General features: G+C 71.2%; 19 protein-coding genes. 12 read left to right on the forward strand and 7 right to left on the reverse strand.

Going from position 1 to position 20,790, the window contains the following annotated elements; genetic code table 11:
- The first annotated feature begins 248 nt into the window (after nt 1–248).
- Complete coding sequence (locus tag ACWEVS_RS11855) at nt 249–1,016, forward strand: ABC transporter permease subunit (RefSeq protein WP_452551253.1); 768 nt, start codon at nt 249–251, stop codon at nt 1,014–1,016.
- 323 nt (nt 1,017–1,339) lie between these two features.
- Here ACWEVS_RS11855 and ACWEVS_RS11860 read toward each other — a convergent pair whose 3' ends face one another.
- Entirely contained in the window at nt 1,340–3,025 is a 1,686-nt protein-coding gene (locus ACWEVS_RS11860) for a ribonuclease J (protein WP_354906703.1), read from the reverse strand.
- A gap of 59 nt (nt 3,026–3,084) precedes the next feature.
- Entirely contained in the window at nt 3,085–3,999 is a 915-nt protein-coding gene (gene dapA, locus ACWEVS_RS11865; RefSeq protein ID WP_452551255.1) for a 4-hydroxy-tetrahydrodipicolinate synthase, read from the reverse strand.
- Nucleotides 4,000–4,794: 795 nt separating this feature from the next.
- Here dapA and ACWEVS_RS11870 point away from each other — a divergent pair.
- Both ACWEVS_RS11870 and ACWEVS_RS11875 read left to right on the forward strand, forming a co-directional pair.
- Nucleotides 4,795–5,517: a GntR family transcriptional regulator gene (locus ACWEVS_RS11870; protein WP_452551257.1), complete on the forward strand. Its 723-nt coding sequence runs from the start codon at nt 4,795–4,797 to the stop codon at nt 5,515–5,517.
- A 180-nt stretch (nt 5,518–5,697) separates the two neighbouring features.
- Nucleotides 5,698–6,375 carry a JAB domain-containing protein gene (locus ACWEVS_RS11875; protein WP_449916920.1) on the forward strand — a complete coding sequence of 226 codons (678 nt, stop codon included), beginning with the start codon at nt 5,698–5,700 and terminating at the stop codon, nt 6,373–6,375.
- A gap of 1,093 nt (nt 6,376–7,468) precedes the next feature.
- On the opposite strand, the gene ACWEVS_RS11880 is transcribed toward ACWEVS_RS11875, so the two are convergent.
- Complete coding sequence (locus ACWEVS_RS11880) at nt 7,469–7,768, reverse strand: hypothetical protein (protein WP_354906707.1); 300 nt, start codon at nt 7,766–7,768, stop codon at nt 7,469–7,471.
- Between the two features lie 111 nt (nt 7,769–7,879).
- On the opposite strand from ACWEVS_RS11880, the gene ACWEVS_RS11885 reads away from it, so the two are divergent.
- Entirely contained in the window at nt 7,880–8,356 is a 477-nt protein-coding gene (locus tag ACWEVS_RS11885) for a GntR family transcriptional regulator (RefSeq protein ID WP_354906708.1), read from the forward strand.
- Between the two features lie 68 nt (nt 8,357–8,424).
- Nucleotides 8,425–8,898 (forward strand): GntR family transcriptional regulator, encoded by a 474-nt coding sequence (locus ACWEVS_RS11890; protein WP_452551259.1) that lies wholly within the window; start codon nt 8,425–8,427, stop codon nt 8,896–8,898.
- 15 nt (nt 8,899–8,913) lie between these two features.
- Here ACWEVS_RS11890 and ACWEVS_RS11895 read toward each other — a convergent pair whose 3' ends face one another.
- From ACWEVS_RS11895 to ACWEVS_RS11905, 3 genes are all read right to left on the reverse strand, one after another.
- The gene (locus ACWEVS_RS11895; protein WP_452551261.1) at nt 8,914–9,327 is read right to left on the reverse strand and encodes an ASCH domain-containing protein; all 414 of its coding nucleotides are present in this window, start codon (nt 9,325–9,327) and stop codon (nt 8,914–8,916) included.
- A 183-nt stretch (nt 9,328–9,510) separates the two neighbouring features.
- Nucleotides 9,511–10,533 carry a hypothetical protein gene (locus ACWEVS_RS11900; RefSeq protein ID WP_449916930.1) on the reverse strand — a complete coding sequence of 341 codons (1,023 nt, stop codon included), beginning with the start codon at nt 10,531–10,533 and terminating at the stop codon, nt 9,511–9,513.
- Nucleotides 10,534–10,588: 55 nt separating this feature from the next.
- Nucleotides 10,589–11,488: a DMT family transporter gene (locus ACWEVS_RS11905; RefSeq protein WP_354906712.1), complete on the reverse strand. Its 900-nt coding sequence runs from the start codon at nt 11,486–11,488 to the stop codon at nt 10,589–10,591.
- A gap of 22 nt (nt 11,489–11,510) precedes the next feature.
- Here ACWEVS_RS11905 and ACWEVS_RS11910 point away from each other — a divergent pair, with 22 nt between their 5' ends.
- The 6 genes from ACWEVS_RS11910 to ACWEVS_RS11935 all read left to right on the forward strand — a co-directional run bounded on the left by ACWEVS_RS11910 (nt 11,511) and on the right by ACWEVS_RS11935 (nt 18,707).
- The gene (locus ACWEVS_RS11910) at nt 11,511–12,908 is read left to right on the forward strand and encodes an aminotransferase-like domain-containing protein (RefSeq protein WP_452551263.1); all 1,398 of its coding nucleotides are present in this window, start codon (nt 11,511–11,513) and stop codon (nt 12,906–12,908) included.
- 153 nt (nt 12,909–13,061) lie between these two features.
- Nucleotides 13,062–13,670 (forward strand): GNAT family N-acetyltransferase, encoded by a 609-nt coding sequence (locus tag ACWEVS_RS11915; RefSeq protein WP_354906714.1) that lies wholly within the window; start codon nt 13,062–13,064, stop codon nt 13,668–13,670.
- Nucleotides 13,670–14,545 carry a 1,4-dihydroxy-2-naphthoate polyprenyltransferase gene (locus ACWEVS_RS11920; protein ID WP_452551265.1) on the forward strand — a complete coding sequence of 292 codons (876 nt, stop codon included), beginning with the start codon at nt 13,670–13,672 and terminating at the stop codon, nt 14,543–14,545. Before ACWEVS_RS11915 ends, ACWEVS_RS11920 begins: the two co-directional genes overlap by 1 nt.
- A gap of 106 nt (nt 14,546–14,651) precedes the next feature.
- Nucleotides 14,652–16,001 (forward strand): purine-cytosine permease family protein, encoded by a 1,350-nt coding sequence (locus tag ACWEVS_RS11925; RefSeq protein ID WP_452551266.1) that lies wholly within the window; start codon nt 14,652–14,654, stop codon nt 15,999–16,001.
- Nucleotides 15,994–17,718, forward strand: a complete 1,725-nt coding sequence (locus tag ACWEVS_RS11930) for an adenine deaminase (RefSeq protein WP_452551267.1) — start codon at nt 15,994–15,996, stop codon at nt 17,716–17,718. The genes ACWEVS_RS11925 and ACWEVS_RS11930 overlap by 8 nt, the downstream gene beginning before the upstream one ends.
- Nucleotides 17,715–18,707: an adenosine deaminase gene (locus ACWEVS_RS11935; RefSeq protein WP_452551269.1), complete on the forward strand. Its 993-nt coding sequence runs from the start codon at nt 17,715–17,717 to the stop codon at nt 18,705–18,707. The genes ACWEVS_RS11930 and ACWEVS_RS11935 overlap by 4 nt, the downstream gene beginning before the upstream one ends.
- Before the next feature lie 118 nt (nt 18,708–18,825).
- Here ACWEVS_RS11935 and ACWEVS_RS11940 read toward each other — a convergent pair whose 3' ends face one another.
- Nucleotides 18,826–19,920 carry a sensor histidine kinase gene (locus ACWEVS_RS11940; RefSeq protein WP_452551271.1) on the reverse strand — a complete coding sequence of 365 codons (1,095 nt, stop codon included), beginning with the start codon at nt 19,918–19,920 and terminating at the stop codon, nt 18,826–18,828.
- Between the two features lie 37 nt (nt 19,921–19,957).
- Between ACWEVS_RS11940 and ACWEVS_RS11945 the strand changes: the two genes are divergently transcribed.
- Nucleotides 19,958–20,611, forward strand: a complete 654-nt coding sequence (locus ACWEVS_RS11945) for a response regulator (protein WP_452551273.1) — start codon at nt 19,958–19,960, stop codon at nt 20,609–20,611.
- Nucleotides 20,612–20,790: the final 179 nt, after the last annotated feature.

Consider the following 20,790-nt stretch of genomic DNA (forward strand, 5'->3'; position numbering starts at 1 on the left):
GCCGGCAGCGTGGAGTTCGGAGCCGCCCGGTGATCGCCGGCGAACGGCTGAGCCTGCGCCCGGTCCCCTCCACCGCCTGCGCCCCTCGCTCGTCGCCGTCCCGCGGCGCAGGGCCCCGCTGCCGGCCAAGACGGCCGTGGTGACGGCCCGCGGTGATGCCGCCGAACATGGTGCCGCGGATCGCGGGGAACGGATCTCCGCTCGGATCAGACGCCCGTGAACAGGACCGCCGTCGAAGGGAAGAACGCATGAACGTGCTCGCCGCCGAATGGGTGAAGGCCCGCTCGGTCAGGTCCAGCTGGTTGCTCGTCGGCCTGAGTCTCGGCGCGGTGCCGCTGGCGGCGGCGATCGCCTGGGCGGCGATCGGCATGTACGACGCCGCGTCCCCGCCGATGCGGCGCACCGCCCGCATCGCCGAACTCGAGGAGGTGGTGCTGATCGTCCCCCAGCTGTGCATGGGGGTCATGGGAGTCCTGGCGATCACCTCCGAACACGCCACCGGACTCATCAGGACCAGCCTGGCCCTCGTCCCGCGCCGGTGGCCGGTGCTGGTGGCCAAGTCGGCGGTCGTGGGCGGGCTCGGGCTGGTCGTGGGACCCGTCGTGGTGTTCGTGACGTACGCGGCCACCGCGGCGATGCTGGCGGGACGCTTTCCCGTGGCGTCGTTCGGCGAGCGGCTTCCGACGCTGGTGGCATCGGCCGTGACGGTGGCGGTGTTCGCGCTGCTCGGACTGGGGCTCGGCGCGCTGCTGCGATCCGCGGCGGCGGCGATCGCGGTGCTGGTGGGCTTGGTGTACGTGATCCCGATCGTGGTCGGGAACCTGCCCGAGCCGTGGAGCGAACCGCTCGGGTCCGTGATGATCGGCGCGCTGCCGCGGGAGATCGCGGGGGCGGACCTGACGTCCTCGGTGTACGGGGCGCTGCTGCCGCCACCGGTCGCGGGGGTGGTGCTGGTGCTCTACGCGGTGGTGCCGCTGGCGGCGGGCCTGGCGGCCGTCCACCGCCGCGACGCCTGACGGGCGAGCCTGGCGGCCGTCCACCACCGTGACGCCTGACCGGCGGGCCTGGCGGCCGTCCACCACCGTGACGCCTGACCGGCGGGCCTGGCGGCCGTCCACCACCGTGACGCCTGACCGGCGTCCCCGGCACGGCCGTGCTTCATGACGCGGCGAACACCCCGCCCCGTGGCCGCCCTCCGTGTACGACAGACTGGGCCGGAACCCCAGCAGCCCGGACACCGCCGCCCGCGGGAGACGCGGCCGGGCCGCTCAGCAACCCGGAGAGGAACCCCCACCCCCTGATCGCAGGGATCGGGGGCGGGGTTCCTCCGGCGGCGGGATCAGACCTCGACGATCACCGGAATGATCATCGGGCGGCGGCGGAAGGTGTCGCTCACCCAGCGTCCGACCGTCCTGCGCACCACGCGGCGGATCTGCGCCATGTCGACCACGCCGTCGGCCGCGTTCTGCTCGATCGCCTTCTCGATCATCGGGATGATCTCGCCGAAGCGCTCGATCTCGATGCCCGACCCACGCGCGTGGATCTCAGGACCGGCGACGAGCTTGCCGCTGGTGGAGTCGACGACCACCACGACCGACACGAAGCCCTCGTCCCCGAGGATCCTGCGGTCCTTGAGCGACAGGTCGGTGATCTCGCCGACCGAGAGGCCGTCCACGTAGACGTACCCGGCCTGCACGGCACCGGTGATCTTCGCCCGGCCGTCGACCAGGTCGACGACGACACCGTCCTCGGCGATCACGATGTGGTCGTCCGGCACGCCGGTCAACTCCGCCAGCTTGGCGTGCGCCCGCAGGTGGCGCCACTCGCCGTGCACGGGCATGAAGTTCGACGGGCGCGTCAGGTTCAGCACGTACAGCAGCTCGCCGGCCGCCGCGTGCCCCGACACGTGGACCTTCGCGTTGCCCTTGTGGACGACGCGCGCTCCCCACCTGGTCAGCCCGTTGATGACCTTGTTGACCGCCGTCTCGTTGCCCGGCACCAGCGAGGAGGCCAGCAGCACGGTGTCACCGCTCGCGATGCGGATCGCGTGGTCGCGGTCGGCCATGCGCGACAGCGCCGCCATCGGCTCGCCCTGCGAACCCGTGCAGATCAGCACGATGTCCTCCGGCCGCCACTCCTCGAGGTCACGGGAGTCGACGATCAGGCCGGGCGGCACGCTCAGGTAGCCGAGGTCGCGGGCCACGCCCATGTTGCGCACCATCGACCGGCCGACCAGCGCGATCTTGCGGCCGTGCTTGGCGGCGGCGTCGATCACCTGCTGGACCCGGTGGACGTGGGAGGCGAAGCTCGCCACGATCACCCGCTTGGCCGAGGTGCGGATCACCTCGTCGATGACCGGACCGATCTCCCGCTCGGAGGTGACGAACCCCGGCACCTCGGCGTTGGTCGAGTCGGACATCAGCAGGTCGACGCCCTCGGCACCGAGCCTGGCGAAGCCGCCCAGGTCGGTCAGCCGCCCGTCGCTGGGCAGCTGGTCCATCTTGAAGTCGCCGGTGTGCAGGACGATGCCGGCCGGCGTGCGGACGGCCACCGCGAGCGCGTCGGGAATGGAGTGGTTGACCGCGAGGAACTCGCACTCGAACGGCCCGAACCGGCGCCGCTCCCCCTCCATGACCTGTACCTTCTCCGGCTGGATCCGGTGCTCGGTCAGCTTGGCCTCGATGAAGGCCAGCGTCAGCTTCGACCCGACGAGCGGGATGTCGCGCCGCTCCCGCAGCAGGTACGGCACGGCGCCGATGTGGTCCTCGTGGCCGTGCGTCAGGATCAGCGCCTCGACGTCGTCGAGACGGTCCCTGATGTACTCGAAGTCGGGCAGGATCAGGTCGACTCCCGGCTGCTCGGGATCGGGGAAAAGCACCCCGCAGTCGACGATCAGCAGCCGGCCTTCGTACTCGAAGACCGCCATGTTCCGGCCGATCTCCCCGAGACCGCCGAGCGCCACGATGCGCAGGCCGCCCTCAGGCAGCGGCGGCGGGGGGCCGAGTTCCGGATGCGGGTGGCTCATACGCTGCCCCCAGGCCGGTCAAATCGTGAACTCAATATCTCCGTTCCTCCCCGTTTTCATCAGTCAGCCAACTTCACTCCGCCGGCCACGAGGCACGCCCGCAGCTCGGCGATCTGCGCAGAGGTGGCCTCCACCAGCGGAGGCCGCATCGGGCCGACAGGCCGGCCCGTCAAGCTGAGTGCCGCCTTGACCATGATCGCGCCCCCCGCGCGGTTCATGATCCCGTCGATCACGGGCAGCAGCTGCCGGTGGACGGCGGTCGCCTCCGCGACCTCGCCCGCCCGGTGGAGCTCGATCATCCGGGCCAGCTCGGCGCCCACCACGTGGCCCACCACGCTCACGAACCCCGCCGCGCCCACCGACAGCCACGGCAGGTTCAGCGCGTCGTCGCCCGAGTAGAAGACCAGGTCGGTGGCGGTCATCACGGTGGAACCCGCGAACAGGTCGCCCTTGGCGTCCTTCACGGCCACGATCCGCTCGTGCTGCGACAGCCTGATCAGCGTATCGGTGTGGATGGGCACGCCCGCGCGGCCCGGAATGTCGTAGAGCATCACCGGCAGCGCGGTCGCGTCCGCGACGGCGGCGAAATGCCGGTACAGGCCCTCCTGCGGCGGCTTGTTGTAGTACGGCGTCACCACGAGCAGGCCGTGAGCGCCGGCCCGTTCGGCCTGCCTGGCCAGCTCGATGGTGTGGCGCGTGTCATTCGTGCCGACACCGGCGACGACGGTCGCCCTGTCACCCACGGCCTCCAGCACGACCCGCAGCAGGCGCTCTTTCTCGGCGTCGCTGGTGGTCGGCGACTCCCCGGTGGTCCCGCTGACGATCAGACCGTCGTTGCGCTGCTCGTCGACCAGGTAGGCGGCCAGGCTGCGCGCGGCGTCGTAGTCGACGGCGCCGTCCGCGGTGAACGGCGTGACCATGGCGGTCAGCATGCGGCCGAACGGAGCTTCGGCGGTGCGAGAGGGCGATGCCATAGTGCGAACGGTACCCGGATTCCCGCACGTCCCTAACCCCGCCACCCCCATAAGGCCATTTCCGAGCCCTTGTCCGGCTCCTCCCCCACTCGCCTCCGGCCCCATACCCGGCTCCTCCCGCGACCGCCGGGCCGCTCGCGGAGTTCCCCGCCGCCGACCCGTCCCACACCCTCCCGCCACCGCCTCCCGCACCAGCCGATCACCGCTCCCCCGCCGATGTCGCGCCAGTCCTCCGCTGCTGTCGCCCGCACCTCGCGCCATCCCGGCGCTCCGCGCCCCGCCGTTCGCTCCGACCCCTACGGCAAGCGGGCTCGAGGCAACCGTGGTCACCGCTGACCGCCCGTCCATCACGCGTACTCCAGCGGGACTCCGGCGGGCCGCCGTCACGTCGTCCCGTCGCTGAGCGTCACCGGTTCCCAGGGGTGCCGTCCGTAACGGCGGCCGGCCACGCGCGCTCGGTGAGGCGTATCCCTCGACAGACGCCGGCCCCGGGACCAGGGTGGCGGCGGGGGCGGCTTGCCGTACGGGATGGGGGGTGGCCGGAAAGGCCCGCACGCTGGGGGGTTGGCCGGAAACGCCGGCACGTGGAAGAGGTCGCCGATATGTGCTCGGGGGTACACACATCGACGACCTCTACCGGAGAATCGCCGCACCTTACGCGGGCGTTACAGAGTTCTCAGAATATTTTTCCGAACCGCCCAAAGTTGGAACTCCAAGTGCATTCGATGACGGTGGGTTACCTGCCGAATACGGCAACATGGGGCAACGCCTCACAGCAACCTCAGGGATGGACTAGTGGCAAGTTCCGATCCGGTCTACCTGCGCGTCGTCGAAGACATTCGGCGGCAGATCAACGACGGCACCCTTCCCCCCGGCGCGCCCATCCCCTCACGGGCGCAGCTGACCCGCAAATATCAGGTCGGCGAGACCGCCGCCCGCCACGCGCTTCGCGTCCTGGCCGGCGAGGGCCTCATCTTCGGTCGGGTGGGTTCGGGACACTACGTCAGGGAGCGCCCGGACCTCGCTCCCCTGCATCGCTGGCGCTTCCACGACCACCAGGCGCCGTTCGCGGCCGACCTGCAGAGCCAGGGCAGGCGCGTCACCTGGGACTGGCACAGCGAGCCCGTGGCCGCCACCCCCGAGATCGCCCAGCGCCTCCGCGTCGAGGAGTCGACCACCCTCACCAGGATCCATTACGTGTTCCGCGGCGACGGCAAACCCCTCCAGCTCGCCACGTCGTACGAACCGCTCGAGTTCGCGCCCCACTCCGACGAGGAACGCCGCGGCCTGATCGGCAGGCTCTCCTCCTACGGGATCAAGGTGACCGAGATCGTCGAGAGCGTGCACACCCGGGTGCCGCGCCCCACCGAGATCGACGCCCTCGACCTGTCGGCGGGCGTCCACGTCCTGCACCTCAAACGGACGCACTGGGCGAGCGAACGTCCCGTGGAGACGAGCGACATCGTCGTTCCCGGCGACCGCTTCGAAGTCGTCTACAGCATGGCCGTGCACCTGTGACCCCTCCCCACGCACCACCGGGCGGCGCCTTCCCCCGCGCCGCCCGGTCCCCCCTCCTTCAACGCCGGCCCCGCACCCCCTCCTGCGGCGGCCACGAGACACGGCCGACCCACCCTCCCGGCCCCTGATTTGTCGGTGCCCGTTGATACAACCGGCAGGGTGCCGATCCGGAGGTGTCGATTGCGCGTCAAGGACCTGCCCGCCGCCGACCGCCCGCGCGAGCGCCTGCTCGCCAGCGGTGCCGCAGCCCTGGCCGACCGGGAGCTGCTCGCTCTCCTCATCGGTCACGGCACCAGGGAGAGCGACGCCGTCGACCTCGCCGCCCAGCTCATCGCCCACTGCGGCGACCTCGGCGAGCTGGCCCGCTCCGACGCCCACCGCCTGCTCGCCGTCCGCGGCGTCGGCCCCGCCAAGGCGGCCCGCATCGCCGCGGCCTTCCATCTCGTACGGCGTGCGCAGGAGGGCCCGGCCCGCGCCCGCATCACCTCGTCGAGCGACCTGGCCGCGCAGGCGGCGCCGTACCTTCGCGGACACCCCCGCGAACGCCTCGTTGTCGTGATCTGCGATCCACGCGGCTCGGTCCTGCGCCGCGCCCTGATGACGGAGGGCGGCGCCGACCACACGCCCGCCCCGATCCGGGAGATCATCACCACCGTGCTGACCTCGGGCGGCGCTGCCTTCGGGGTGGCGCACAACCACCCGAGCGGTTCTCTCGACCCGAGCGAGTCCGACCTGGCCACCACCCAGCGCCTGGCCGACGCCGCCGACACCGTGGGGCTGCGCTTCCTCGACCACGTGATCGTCACCGACACCGCCTGGCGCCGCATCCCCGTCCCGCAGACCCCGGAAACCGGCTAGCCGCCGCCGTTCCGAGCACCTGACAGGCTTCCTGAACCTCGTCCAATCCCCGCAAGCCCATTGGCCTCTTCCTGCCTCGCGCTGCCCGGCCGGCGATGGGAACGCTCGGTGGGCCCCTGGCCGGCAGCCGCGACCGCTGCCGCCGAAGCCCACCGAGCGTTCTCCGCGCGGCCCCGCTCCCACCCGACTGGACGAGGGGCCGCGCCACCCGAGAAGGCTCCACACTGCGCCTGTACCGCTCGGGCGGCCCCGCGACGCAGTACGGGGCCACCACACTCGATGTCACTCACCTCCGTCGGGCCGCGCCGGCGCGGGCGCGGTCCGACGGAGCGGGCCTCCACGGGCAAGTGCTCCATGGGGGAACGACGCCCGGCCGGAGACCGCGCACCTCGGGCAGGGGGGTGCGGGAGAGACTCCGCCCGGGGTACGGCCACGAGCTGGAATGTCCCGGTGAGGTCGCTGCACGACACGTCGGACATCCGCACGCTCACACGGTGAGAGGCCTCTGTGGGGTCGGTGAGTGAGGGTTACCGGTGACGATGCCCCACAGAGGCCACGTGCCCCGGACGAGCGAGCGAAGATCGCCCAGGGCACGCTTCCCGGCGCTCCCACACCGCACGGCGTGGGGCACCTGCATCGTCTCCGGCGGGTCCGCGCCAGACCCGCCGGAGACGACCACTCGCAGGGACGGCTGATCCAAGGGGATGCCCCCACGAGCGGCCACGCACCCCGGACGGCCGAGAGGACCACCCGCCCGGGGCACACCTACAAGCTCACAACAACGCCCTGCTCCGGCGGGCCGGGCCCGGCCCGCCGGAGTGGCCTCGCACAAGGACACGGAACCTGGGATGACCCCTGTGCGAGGCCGTGCACCCCGGGCCGGCCGGGCAAGAGCCGAGCCCGCGGTACGACCAGTGAGGGACGAAGGATGCCGGTCAGTCCCACCGGCCGCGGTGGACGCCGCCTTCGGACAGGCCGAGCATCGGCATCCACCAACCCCACGACTGCTTCCCCGACCGATGCCGCCCGAGCCGAGGAGGTCGTCTCGCCCCGGCCAGACACGTCCGCCAGGCGATGACCTTCCACAACATGATCAACGCGCCTCCCCGCGAAGGAGTCGCTGCCAGAGATCTTCCACCTCGGCGCAACGCAGCCACGGCGACTCATGAACCAGGGTCACCTCTCCTCCTTGGCTCAGGCGCCGGATGAACATCAGCCCAGCCGCCTGGCAGAGCTCGTAGAACACCGGCACGCAGTTACACGTGTACGACTTCACCCGCACCCGATCGGCACGCGGCACCTCCAACGACCAGTCGATGGACACGTAGTCCTCAGCGAGGCCGGCGACATGTCGACTGACGCAGACAACCTCGGGCCAGTCGTCCTTCTCCACACGAAGGAGAATACGTCTAGTCGTATCTCTACGTCTAGCAAGACGCAATAACTTGCCCAAGTAGACGGAGCGTTATGCGCCACCTGGTACCCGTTCGCCTAGCTTTCGTATGTGCTCGACTACGACGGAGACACCCATCTCTATCTTCAGATCGCCGAGATCATCCGGCAGCGCATCGACGGGCTGTCGGCGGGCCATCCCGTGCCCAGCGAGGCCGACATCCAGAAGGAGTTCGGGGTCGCCAGGACCACGGCACGGCGCGCCATTCACGTGCTGCGCGAGGAAGGGCTCATCTACACCGTCCAAGGTGAGGGCACATTCGTCGGACACCCGGGCGCAGCACCCCGTAATCCGCGCAAAACCCCGTTGTTCCGGCAGATCGCCAGCGATATCGAGAAGCGCATCAGGACCGGGCAACTCCAGCCTCGCCGGCCGATCCCCGGCGAGACGGCGTTGACGCAGGAGTACGAGGTGGCCCGCGAGACAGTACGGCGCGCCATGGCGTTGCTTCGCGAGCAAGGCTGGATCTACACGGTCCCCGCACGGGGAAGCTTCGTCTCACCGAAGGAGTCGTGGCCCCAGGCTTGAATTCGCTCGACTGCTTGTATCCAGGCGTCTATCTTACGTCTGTGCTTGACCGAGACGGACCCGTACCTTTGTACAGGCAGATCGCCGACTGCCTCCGCGAACGCATCGCCGAGGGCGTGCTCCGCCCTGGTGACGCCGTCCCCAGCGAGGCCATGCTGGAGGCCGAGTTCGGCGTCGCACGCGCCACGGCCCGCCGGGTGGCCCAGCAGCTCAGGGACTGGGGCCTCGTCCACACGGTGCAAGGGGAGGGGACGTTCGTGGGCGAGCCAGGAGTGCCCCGCAAACGCCGGAAGGCGCCGCTCTACGACGTCATCGCAGGCGAACTCGCTCAGCGGATCAGGAACGGCGAGCTGCGCCCGAACAGGCCCATCCCCAGCGAGAAGGAACTCATGAGACGGTTCGGGGTCGCCAAGGTGACCGTCAGAGAGGCGGTCGCCAGGCTCCGCGAGCAGGGACTGGTCTTCACCGTTGCCTACCGGGGCAGTTACGTCGCCTCGCGCGATTCGTGGCCTGAGGCGGCAGGTGAGGGCTCCGGCTGCTGAGCCTGCCGGAGGCCGTCACGCACCGCGTTCGGTGCCGTCCACCAGCCGGAAGGACATGCAGACGACCTCGGTGGTGTCGTCGACCTCGTATCCGGCATCGTTCCAGAAGCGGCGGTGCACCTCGCCCCAGTGCTCGACCGACCGGTAGCCCTCGCCCTCCGACTGGGCGAACTCCCAGGTCACCTGGCGGAACGGCACGACCTTCACCCCGGTGACCTCCACCTCGGCGAGCCGGTGGTCGTCGTCGTCGACCAGGGCCAGGCGCTCGCCGACGTGCTCGAGCTCTTCGTTCTCCGCGCGGTAGTCGTGGGCGAGCAGGCCGGCCGTGCCGGTCTTGGCGCCGGACAGGACCAGGTCGTTCAGCCGGGCGCGCAGGTCACCCGGTGTGCCGAGGCCCAGGATCCTGAGCCCGTCGATTCTGCCCCACACGGCCGGCAGCCTACCGGGGCTCGCCTGAAGGCCCGTTGCGCCGCCGCCACGACCGGTCGTCCGGCCATCCCCGGAACGCCGCCGCAGGTCGCACGTCACAGCCGCTCCAAGGCGCATCGGCGCTCCGCGGTCGTCGGCCAGGCGACGCGCCCGGGGTGGGGCGCCCGGCCGCCCGGCCGTGGCTCAGAAGACCGGGATGATCTCCTCGGGGTCGATGAAGTCGACCTGCACGCCGTCGATGTCCAGTTCCGGGATGGCAGGGAACTCGATCCCCCACCGTTCCACGATCGCCCGCACCCTGGCCATCGCCACGCGCCAGTTCTCGGCCTGCTCCTCGTACGACAGCACGCCCAGCCCCGCCGTCCGGGCGTGGTCCATCAGCACCCGGTGGTTGGGCAGGAAGTACGGCGGCAGGTCCCAGAACCCCTCGGGCGGCTCCCACAGGATCATCGACAGGAAGACGAACCCGGCCCGCAGCTGCCGGGTGATCAGCGAGCGGACGTCGTCGGTGAGGCCTGGCCACTCGTTCTCCAGGATCGTCATGCAGATCTGGAGGTGCCGGGACTCGTCGCGGCCGATGCGCTGGAACATCTCGCTGAAGACCGGGTGCCTGGTGCCCGACGCCATGCCTCTGAACAGCGTCGACGCGGCCATCTCGCCCATCATGAACGAGGTGAACAGCACCGGCAGGGAGTACTTGCCGACCGCCGCGGTGTAGCCGTTCCAGTAGCGCCCGCCGTTGTGGTACAGCCAGCCGATGTTGTTGTGCGCCGCCTTCTCCAGGTCGGTGACGGGGGTCCAGTCGAGGGGTCCGCCGGGCCAGAGCCTGGCGATGGTGCGCTGGCAGCACTCCTCGTGGTTCATCTCGTCCCTGGTGATCGAGAAGAAGCACTTGCGGACGGGGTCCTCCTCGTGCTTCTCGAACGCCTGGATGGTCGCGCGGGCGAACACCGCGGGCCCTGAGGCGTCGAAGTTGGCGAGGACGGCGAACCAGTACATGATCCCCAGCCGCTGCTCGACGGTGAAGTCGTCGGGGGAGAGCCCGTCCCAGGGCAGGTCGGCGGGGTTCCAGACCATGCGCTTGGACTTCTCGTAGATCGCCGCCAGCTTCTCGGTCTCGACCCGCCACTCCATCGGATAGATGTTCGGCTGGGGGATCTCGGGCGCTGGCCAGAATCCGCCTTCGGGGATCGTGAGGTCGGCCATGATTTGTGACACCTCCTGCGCTCATCCTGCGCTGAGTTGTCACATCTTTCAAGGACTACGTACGGCTGCGCTGCGTCACCGCCACGCAGACCAGGACGGCCAGCGCTCCGAGCACCGTGGCCATGCCGTACCGCTCGCCCAGGAACAGCCACGCCCACACCAGGGTGAGCAGCGGCTGGGTGAGCTGGGTCTGCCCGGCGCGGGCGATGCCGCCCTGGGCCAGGCCCGCGTACCAGGGGACGAAGCCGAGGAACATCGAGATGAGCCCGACGTAGAGGAACCCGCTCACGGACGCCACCGAGAACGACACCGGCGTGGTCAGCGCCAGCGCGGCGGTCACGGGCAGCGTCACGGGGATGGACACCACCAGGGCGTAGGAGATGACCTGCCAGCCGGGCGTGGTGCGGGCGAGGCGGCCGCCCTCGGTGTAGCCGAGCGCGGCCGACAGGAGGGCGGCGACCAGCAGGAGGTCGGCGAGGGAGACGCTGCCGCCGCCCTGGGAGACGGTGAAGACGGTGATCGCGACGGCTCCGGCCGCGCAGGCGACCCAGAACAGCGGCCGGGGGCGTTCGCCCGCGCGCCAGACGGCGAAGGCGGCCGTGGCGGCCGGCAGCAGGCCGATCACGACGGCGGAGTGGGCGGTGCCGGCGCCCAGGTGCAGGGCGAGGCCGCTGAAGACGGGGAAGCCGAAGACCACGCCCAGGGAGATGAACGCGTAGGGGCGCCACTGGGCGCGCGGCGGCACCAGCGGCAGCCGGGCGGCCTTGAGGCAGGCCAGCGCGACGAGGCCGGCCAGCAGTGCCCGCCCGATCGCCACCAGCCACGGGTCGAAGCCGCGCATCGCGAACACGGTGGCCGGAAAGGAGCCGGAGAAGGCCAGCACGCCGAGGAAGGCGAGGAGGGTGCCACGCCTGGCGTGATCGGCCCGTACGGGAACCGTTACTCCACCGGACACGATAGCGCTATTGTTACTTCTCATGAAAGACGATAGCAGTATCGCCCAGATCGCCGCGATGCTGCGCGAGGAGATCGGGACGAAGCAGCCGGGCGACCGGTTGCCGTCCAGCCGCGAGCTGATGCGGCGCCACGGGGTCAGCCCGGTGACCGTCTCGAGGGCGATCGGGCAGCTCGCCGCCGAGGGCAGGGTGGTCACCAGGCCCGGCGTCGGCGCCTTCGTGGCCCCTCGCCCCGCGCGGCTCACGGAGATCTCCGACATGTCGTGGCAGACGGTCGCGCTCGGCGACCGGGTGATCGACGACTCGGGCGTCACGGCGCTGCTCACGACGCCGCCCGAAGACGTGATCCCGCTGACCGGCGGCTACCTGAACGCGGCCATGCGGCCCGACCGCCAACTGTCGGCGGCCGCCTCACGGGCGGTCAAGCGCCTGAACGCCTGGGCCACTCCCCCGCTGACCGGCGTCCCCGAGCTGCGGGGGTGGTTCGCCCGGCAGGCGGGCGGCGAGCTGACCGCCGGTGACGCGCTGGTCGTCAGCGGCGGTCAGGCCGCGCTCAGCCACGCCTTCCGCGCCCTGGCCGCCCCTGGCACGACCGTGCTGATGGAGACGCCCACCTACCCCGGCGCCATGGCCGCGGCCAGGGCGGCGGGCCTGCGGACGGCCGCGGTGCCGATGGACGCCGACGGCGTGCTGCCCGACCTGCTGGCCGAGGCGTTCGCGGTGACGGGCGCGCGGGTCTTCTACTCGCAGCCGACGCTGCACAACCCCACCGGCGCGACGCTCACCGACGTGCGAAGGGAGCAGGTGCTCCAGGTGGCCAGGGCGCACAACGCGTTCGTGGTGGAGGACGACTACGCCCGCTACCTGACCGAGCACGCGCCCACCCCGATGATCGCCCTCGACCGCTACGGCACCGTCGTCCACATCAGCTCGCTCACCAAGATCCTCGCCCCCAGCCTGCGCCTGGCCGCGGTGATCGCCCGGGGCCCGGCCGCCCACCGGTTGCGGGCCGGCCAGCTCGTGGAGTCGTTCTTCGTGGCCAGGCCGCTGCAGGAGACGGCGCTGGAGTTCGTGAGCTCACCCGCCTGGCCCCGTCACCTGACCGCCGTCCACGCCGAGCTGGCAACACGCCGTGCGACGCTCGCCGCCGCCCTCGCCGCCGCGCTGCCGGAGGCCGAGCCGCACCTGGTCCCCCACGGCGGACTGCACCTGTGGGTACGGCTGCCGCCGCACGTCGACGAGGCCGCGCTGGTCGAGGAGGCCCGCAGGAACGGGGTTCAGGTGAGCCCGGGCCGCATCTACTACCCCACCGAACCGCCGGGGCCGCGCCTACGCCTGACGCACAGCGCCGCCGTCCATGTGGCCGAGCTGACCGACGGGGTGCGGCGGCTCGCCTCCGCGTACGCGCGCCTGAGCTGATCAAGCCCTTACGATGGGATGTCGTAACCGGACGAACACCCGCGTTTATCGAGTCAGGCGTCATCGCGAGCCCCGAATCACCGATACGGTGTAACACGTGCCCTCGAGATCCTCCGGTCGCGGGCACAACGGCAGGCGAAGGAGCGGGCCGAGATGGCAGACGTAGGCGTCCGGGCGGCCCGGCGCGGAGATGTGCTCCAGGTGGCGAACACTCAGATCCGCGCCTGGCGCTACGGTTATCGGGAGTTCCTCCCCGAAGGGCCGCTCGAGCAGATGACGGGCCCCGCAGCGGAGAAGATGTGGCTGCGCCAGTGGGACGAGGCGATCGCCTCGCCGCCCACGCGCATGCATCGCGTGCTCGTGGCCGTGGAGACCATCCTCGACACCGAGGGCTTTCCCGCGCTCGGCCTGGGCGGCGCCAACGCGCCCGCCACGCCGCGCGGCGGCGAGCGCGTGGTCGGCCTGGTCTCCCACGCGCCCGCCGAAGACCCCGACCTCGACCCGACGGTGACGGCCGAGATGCTGACGCTGCTGGTCGACCCCGACTTCGTCCGGCGCGGCCACGGCAGCAGGCTGCTCAACGCGACCGTCGACTACATGCGCGAGGACGGCTTCCGGCAGATCGTCACCTGGGTGTTCGCGGAGAACTACGCGATGCTCGGCTTCCTCGAGTCCGCCGGATGGGGCGAGGACATGGCCGAACGCGTGCTCGACATGGGCCGTCCGATCCGGATGGTCAGGCTCACGACGGACATCAGCTGATGGCCACGCTCAGCCAGTGGGTGCAGGGCGCCCGCCCGCGCACCCTTCCCAACGCGGTCGTACCCGTCGTCGTCGGCACCGGCCTGGCGGTCGGCGAGGGCGGCCCGATCTGGTGGCGTGCCGTGGTGGCCCTGCTGGTGGCGTTGTTACTGCAGATCGGCGTCAACTACGCCAACGACTACAGCGACGGCATCAGAGGCACCGACGACCGGCGCGTGGGCCCGATGCGCCTGGTGGGCTCGGGTGTGGCCGCCCCTCGCGAGGTGCTGGCCGCCGCGCTCGGCTGCTTCGCCGCCGCCGCCGTCGCCGGCCTGACGCTGGTGGTGGCCACGCAGGCCTGGTGGATCCTGCTGGTCGGCGCCGCCGCGATCGCGGCCGCGTGGTTCTACACCGGCGGCAAGCGCCCCTACGGCTACCGCGCGCTCGGCGAGGCGGCGGTCTTCGTCTTCTTCGGCCCCGTCCCCGTGATGGGCACCGCCTTCGTCCAGACGGGCCACCTGTCGTGGGTAGCGCTGGCCGCCTCCGTCCCGATCGGCCTGCTGTCGTGCTCGATGCTCGTCATCAACAACCTGCGCGACGTCGTCACCGACGGCCCGGCGGGCAAGCGCACGCTGGCCGTGGTGCTGGGCGCCGAGCGCACGCGGGTGATGTACACGGTGTGCCTGGTCGCCCCGCTGGTGATCCCGCTGCTGCTGATCCCGTTCACGCCGTTCGCCGCGCTGCCGGTGCTCGCGGCGCCGCTGGCGATCGGCCCGGTGAAGACCGTCCTGTCGGGCGCCACCGGCCCCGCGCTCATCGGCGTGCTGCAGGCCACGGGCAAGCTGCAGATGGCCTACGGCCTGCTCTTCGCCGTCGGCCTGGCGATCACCTTGTAGGCGGCTACAAACCGGCGGGCCGATCTCGTAGCCGCCGATAACCGTCCTGGTCAGACCCTCCTGGTTCACTGAATCCGGTATTCAGCGACTCCGGAAGGAACCGTCCATGGAGCAACGCGGGATCGAGCTGGTTCCTGCGGCCGAGCGGTACGGCCGCCCTCGCGACCTGCTCTTCCTCTGGGCAGGCACGACGACGACCGTCTTCACCGTGGTCTACGGCACCATCGTCGTCGCGATGGGGCTGAGCTTCTGGCAGGCCGTGGCGGCCATCGTCATCGGCAACCTGCTCGCCTTCCCCCTGGTGGGGTTCAGCAGCATCCAGGGGATGCAGCAGGGCACCTCGACGATGGCGATCTCCCGCGCCGCCTACGGCAACAAGGGCGCCCGCGTGCTCGGCTTCTTCGGCTGGCTCAACATGGTCGGCTTCGAGGCCGGCGGCATGGTGATGATCACCCTGGCCGGGCTCACGCTGCTGGAGCAGGCCGGCGTCTCGAGCGACGGTCTCGGGCTGAAGGTGGCGATCGTGCTGGTCGCCGCGGTCATCCAGCTCATCCTGCCGCTGATCGGGCACTCCGCGGTCATGAAGGCGCAGAAGTACCTCACCTGGGTGTTCCTGGCGATGTTCGTGATCATGGCGATCCTGGTCGCGCCCAAGGCGAACCTGTCGGCGGCGGGATCGGCGGACTTCTCCACCTTCACGCTGGCGGTCATGCTGGTGATGTCGGGCGGCGGCCTGTCGTGGGCGCCGCTGGGCGGTGACTACTCGCGCTACCTGCCGGTCGACTCCTCCAGGAAGGCCGTGTTCGGTTACGCCTTCCTGGGCGGCTTCGTGCCGTACCTGCTGCTGATGGTCCTCGGCGCGGCCGTCGCCACCGTGGTGACCAACGCCAGCGACCCGATCTCCGGGCTGCCCGGTGCGTTGCCGTCCTGGTTCGTCGTGCCGTACCTGCTGCTGACCGTGGTCACGCTCTTCGCCGCCAACACCACCGACCTGTACTCCTCGGGCCTGAACCTGCAGGCGGCGGGCATCAACGTCAAGCGGTGGCTGGCGGTCGTCCTCGACCTGATCCTCTGCGTGATCATCACCTTCGTCGCGATCACCTCCGACTCGTTCAACACGATGCTGAACGCCTTCCTCGGCCTGCTGGTGATCTGGCTGGCGCCGTGGGCGGGCGTGTACGTCACCGACTGGCTGCGCCGCAGGGGCCGCTACGACGCCGCCGCGCTGTTCGACGACCACGCCCCCGACCAGGTCCGCTGGCCGGGCCTCATCGCCCAGGCCGCCGGCATGGTGGCCGCCGCGCTCTGGCTGAACTCCAGCGTGTTCGTCGGCTGGATCTCCGGCGCGACCGGCGGCTCCGACTTCAGCATCTTCGCCGGCTTCGTCGTCGCCGGAATCGTCTACGCCGCCCTGGACCGCCGACCGGTCCCCGTCAAGGAGCTCGCCCATGCATGACCTGCTCGATGTCGCCTACGGCCGCCGGCCCGCGGACACGATCATCACCAACGGCACGCTCGTCAACGTGCTGACCGGCGAGCTGTACCCGGCCGAGATCGGCATCAGCGGCGACCGGATCGCGGCCGTCGGCCCCGCCCTCGACCGCGGCCCGGACACCGAGATCATCGACGCGCGCGGCGGCTTCCTGGTGCCCGGACTCATCGACGGCCACCTGCACATCGAGTGCAGCAAGCTGTCGGTGACCAGCTTCGCCAACCTGGTCGTCCCCTTCGGCACCACCAGCGTGGTCTCCGGCCTCGACCAGATCCTCGTGGCGCAGGGCCTCGACGGCGTACGGCAGGCGCTCAACGAGGCGGCCGCCACCAGCATGCGGATCTGGTGGGGCGCCCCCGCCAAGGCCCCCTACACCGTGCCGCAGTCGACCGTCGGGCACACCTTCGGCCCCGCCGAGCACCGCGTCGCGCACGAGTGGCCCGAGTGCGTCGGCGTCTGGGAGACCGTCCAGGAGATGGTCGAGCACGGCGACCCCGCCGTGATGGCGGCGCTCGAGCTCGCCCACCAGCGGCGGCTGCCGATCTTCGGGTGCGCGCCCCTGTCGGACGCCCGCCGCATCGCCGGCCTGGCCGCCGCGGGCATCAGGCTCGACCACGAGTCCTACTCCCACGAGGAGATGCTCGAGAAGCTGCGCCAGGGCATCTACGCGATCGTCCGCGAGTCGTCCGTCGCGCACTTCCTCGAGGAGAACATCCAGGTCGTCGCCAAGGTGGGCGCGCGGCGCGTCGCGTTCTGCACCGACGACGTGCACGCCGCCGACGTGCTGGCCGGCGGGCACATGGACAAGCTCGTCAGGATGGCGATCAAGGCCGGCGTCGACCCGGTCACCGCGATCCAGATGGCGACCGTCAACTGCGCGGAGATGTACCGCATCGACGACCTGGTCGGCAGCATCGCGCCCGGGCGCTTCGCCGACGTGCTGATCGTCGACTCGCTGGAGGAGTTCAAGGTCAGGGAGGTCGTCGCCGGAGGCCGTCTGGTGGCCAGGGACGGGGCCATGGTCGTGCCCGCCGTACCGCCGGCCAGGGGCGAGGTGCGGCCCTTCCCCGTGCGCCAGGTGACCGCCGACGACCTGGCCCTGCGCTCGGCGGCCGACGAGGTCACGGTGCTCACCCTGAACTTCACCGAGCAGGTCTTCGTGCGCAGGCGGCGCGACGTCACCCTGCCCGTCGTCGACGGCGTCGTCGAGCCGTCGGTCGAGCACGACGCGCTCCTGGTCACCGTCGTCGAGCGGTACGGCAAGACGGGCAACATGCCCGTCGCCGTGGTCAGCGGCATGGGCCTGCGCAAGGGCGCCATCGCCACCAGCGCCGCCCCCGACGACAACAACATCATCTGCGTGGGCGCCTCCCGCGCCGACATGGCGCTCGCCGTCAACACCGTCTCGGCGATGGGCGGCGGCCAGGTCATCGTGGTCGACGGCACGGTCGTCGAGTCGCTGCCGCTGCCCGTCGCGGGCATCGTGTCCGACATCCCCGCCGCCGAGATGGCGGTGCTCGAACAGCGGCTCGACGACGTGGCACGCTCGTTGGGGTGCGGCCTGCCCGCGCCGCTGATGTACCTGTTCTTCCTGTCCATCACCGCCATCCCTGATTACGCGGTCACCGACCTCGGCCTGGTCGACTGCGTCAACCTCGAGATCGTGGAGGTCATCCAATGAACGACTTCATCGCCGGGCTGCCCAAGTGCGAGCTCCACCTGCACATCGAGGGCACGCTCGAGCCGGAGCTCAAGTTCGAGCTGGCCCAGCGCAACGGCATCGCCCTGCCGTACGCGTCGGTGGAGGAGATGCGGGCCGCCTACTCCTTCGACGACCTGCCGTCGTTCCTGGCCGTCTACTACGAGGGCATGGGCGTGCTGCGCACCGAGCCCGACTTCTACGACCTGGCCATGGCCTACCTGCGCAAGGCCGCCTCGCAGAACGTCCGCTACGCCGAGATCTTCTTCGACCCGCAGGCGCACACCTCCCGCGGCGTCCCCTTCGACGTGATCATCCGCGGGCTGCGCCGCGCGCTCATGGACGCCGACGCCCGGCTCGGCATCCGCGCCCAGCTCATCATGTGCTTCCTGCGCGACTTCCAGGCCGAGTACGCCATGGCGACGCTGCTGGAGTCGCTGCCGTACAAGCAGTGGATCGTCGGCGTCGGCCTCGACTCCGACGAGAAGGGCAACCCGCCGGCCAAGTTCGCCGCCGTCTACGAGCGGGCCAGGCAGGAGGGCTACCTGCTGACCATGCACTGCGACGTCGACCAGGAGAACTCCGTCGAGCACATCCGCCAGTGCCTGGACGACATCCAGGTCGACCGGATCGACCACGGCGTCAACATCCTCGAGGACCCCGCGCTGGTGCAGCGGGTCCTCGACAGGGGGATCGGGCTGACCTGCTGCCCGATCTCCAACTCCATCGTCACCGACTCGATGAAGGCCGAGGGGATCAGGAAGCTGCTCGACCTGGGCGTGCGGGTGACGATCAACTCCGACGACCCGGCGTACTTCCCCGGATACGTGCAGGAGAACCTGGCGGCGCTGGAGCTGTCCAGGGAGGAACTGCTGCAGGTGCAGCGCAACGCCTTCGAGATCGCGTGGCTGCCGCGGCAGGTGAAGGACGGGTACCTGGCCGAGCTGGAGGCGTACGCGGCCGGGGCCTGAAAGCACGGTCCCAGCCGAGCATCGCCGACGCGGGTCCGGCCGGGCGTCATCCTGCGGTGGGCTCCCGCCGTACACGTGAGGATTCCGTCGTGTGTTCCGCGTACTCCCCGGGGGCGCATCACCTCAGGGGGACGTGGGGGAACGTCGCGGCCACCACCCAGGTGCCGTCCTCCCTCGGGCCGTACGCCAGGGTGCCGCCGTAGGTCTCGACGTCGGCGGTGAGGCTGCGCAGCCCGTAGCCCGTCCCCTCCGCCCCGCGTGTGGCGTGGCGGGGCGGGTGGCTGGTGGCGGTGATCGTGACGCCGTCCCCGTCCCGGTCCGCGGCGAGGTCCAGGCGCGTGCCGGGCCCGCCGTACCTGAGCGCGTTGGTGGCCGCCTCGCCGACGAGCCGGTGCGCCACCGCGCGCACGGCGGCGGGCAGCTCGGCCACGAGCTGGGGCGGCGCCGCCGGAACGTCGAGACCCGCGGCGCGCAGCTGGTCCAGCCGCTCGGTGAGGTCGTCGGCCGCGGTCGCCACCTCCAGGGCGTCGAGGTCCCTGATGGCGTCGCGGACCTCGGCCAGCGCCTCCCGTCCCGCGCCGAGCACCCGGTCGACGCGCTCGCCGTCCGCGGGCGTCAACCGTGCGGCGGAGCGCAGCGCCTCCGTCTGGACCAGCATGACGGTGATCGTGCGGGCCAGGGTGTCGTGCAGACGCCGGGCCAGCAGCTCCCGGCCCTCGGCGGCGGCCAGCTGCTCCTCCACGACGCGGCGCTCCAGCCGCAGCCGGGCGCTCTCCGCCGCGAACGCGCTGCGCTCCCGCACGTTCCGGCGGCGTTCGACGCCCAGCATCCAGGCGGCGGCGAAGATGGCCACGACCTCCCCCAGGCCGCGCTGCGTGCTCGCGGCGACGGCCGCGGCGGTCACGCCGCACACGCCCCACCGGACCAGACGCGCCTCGCTGGTCGCCGCCGTGTACATCGCCACCAACGCCGGCAGGTAGCCCAGCGCGCGCGTCATCCCCGCCGCCATGTGCGCGGCCGTGAACACACCGACCACGCACAGCACGGCCCCGGGCGCGCGGCGGCGCCACGCCAGCGGCAGGATCTGGCCCACCGACAGCGGCACCGAGGCCGGTCCCCCGGCCGCGAACAGCGCGGCGGCCACGGCCGTGAGCGCGACGTCCACCACGACCTGCCACCTGACGCGCAACCGGCCGGCGAGCACCTGCCTCACACCGCCTCGCTTCCCCCGAGCCCCTACCATCGGGCACATGATCCGGCTTGTCATAGTCGACGACCAGGCACTGGTACGGGAAGGCCTCGCCCTCATCCTGGGCGCCCAGCCGGACGTGGACGTGGTCGGCGAGCTGGCGGACGGCCAGGCGCTGCTCGACCTCTTCGCCGCCGATCAGGACCCCGCGGACGTCGTGCTGCTCGACCTGTACCTGCCCGGCATGGACGGCGTGCGGGCGCTGTCCCTGCTGCGCGGCGCGCACCCGGAGACACGCGCACGCGTCCTGATGCTCACCGCCGTCGGGCGCGCCGCCGACATCCAGCGCGCCCTCGCCGCCGGTGCCGACGGCTTCGTGCTCAAGGACGCCAGCGGCGGCGAGCTGGCCGCCGCCGTACGCGCCGCGCATGGCGGGGTGACGGCGCTCAGCTCGTCAGCGGTCGACATGCTGTGGCCCAAGCAGCGCCCGGCGGCCGTTCCACCCGCGGGAGCCGGGGTCAGCACGCTGACCAGGCGGGAACGCGAGATCCTCGGCCTGATCGCGCAGGGGATGGCCAACCAGGACATCGCCGGCGCGCTGACGCTGGCGGAGCGCACGGTGAAGACGCACGTCAGCAACATCCTGGCGAAGCTGCAGGTGAGCAGCCGCACCCAGGCCGCGCTGCTCGCGCGCGACCTGCTGCGCCAGTCCTGAAAGCCGCACGGCCGCGACCAGCCGAGCCCTGAAAGCCGCACGGCCACGACCGGCCGAGCCCTGAAAGCCGCACGGCCACGAACCGCCGAGGGAGTCCTACGAGGCAGTCCTAAAGGCATAGTGCGGCTACGTCCTTCGCCGGTTCTCCTCGGCTGCCGCGGCGGCGATCCTGGTGCCGC

The sequence above is a fragment of the Nonomuraea sp. NPDC003754 genome, from assembly GCF_053605785.1.

What these genes read in the sequence shown, in the direction of transcription:
- ACWEVS_RS11855 (WP_452551253.1), top strand. Translation starts at nt 249, where the DNA reads ATGAACGTGCTCGCCGCCGAATGGGTGAAGGCCCGCTCGGTCAGGTCC.
- ACWEVS_RS11860 (WP_354906703.1), bottom strand. Translation starts at nt 3,025, where the DNA reads ATGAGCCACCCGCATCCGGAACTCGGCCCCCCGCCGCCGCTGCCTGAG.
- dapA (WP_452551255.1), bottom strand. Translation starts at nt 3,999, where the DNA reads ATGGCATCGCCCTCTCGCACCGCCGAAGCTCCGTTCGGCCGCATGCTG.
- ACWEVS_RS11900 (WP_449916930.1), bottom strand. Translation starts at nt 10,533, where the DNA reads ATGGCCGACCTCACGATCCCCGAAGGCGGATTCTGGCCAGCGCCCGAG.
- ACWEVS_RS11910 (WP_452551263.1), top strand. Translation starts at nt 11,511, where the DNA reads ATGAAAGACGATAGCAGTATCGCCCAGATCGCCGCGATGCTGCGCGAG.
- ACWEVS_RS11915 (WP_354906714.1), top strand. Translation starts at nt 13,062, where the DNA reads ATGGCAGACGTAGGCGTCCGGGCGGCCCGGCGCGGAGATGTGCTCCAG.
- ACWEVS_RS11920 (WP_452551265.1), top strand. Translation starts at nt 13,670, where the DNA reads ATGGCCACGCTCAGCCAGTGGGTGCAGGGCGCCCGCCCGCGCACCCTT.
- ACWEVS_RS11925 (WP_452551266.1), top strand. Translation starts at nt 14,652, where the DNA reads ATGGAGCAACGCGGGATCGAGCTGGTTCCTGCGGCCGAGCGGTACGGC.
- ACWEVS_RS11930 (WP_452551267.1), top strand. Translation starts at nt 15,994, where the DNA reads ATGCATGACCTGCTCGATGTCGCCTACGGCCGCCGGCCCGCGGACACG.
- ACWEVS_RS11935 (WP_452551269.1), top strand. Translation starts at nt 17,715, where the DNA reads ATGAACGACTTCATCGCCGGGCTGCCCAAGTGCGAGCTCCACCTGCAC.
- ACWEVS_RS11945 (WP_452551273.1), top strand. Translation starts at nt 19,958, where the DNA reads ATGATCCGGCTTGTCATAGTCGACGACCAGGCACTGGTACGGGAAGGC.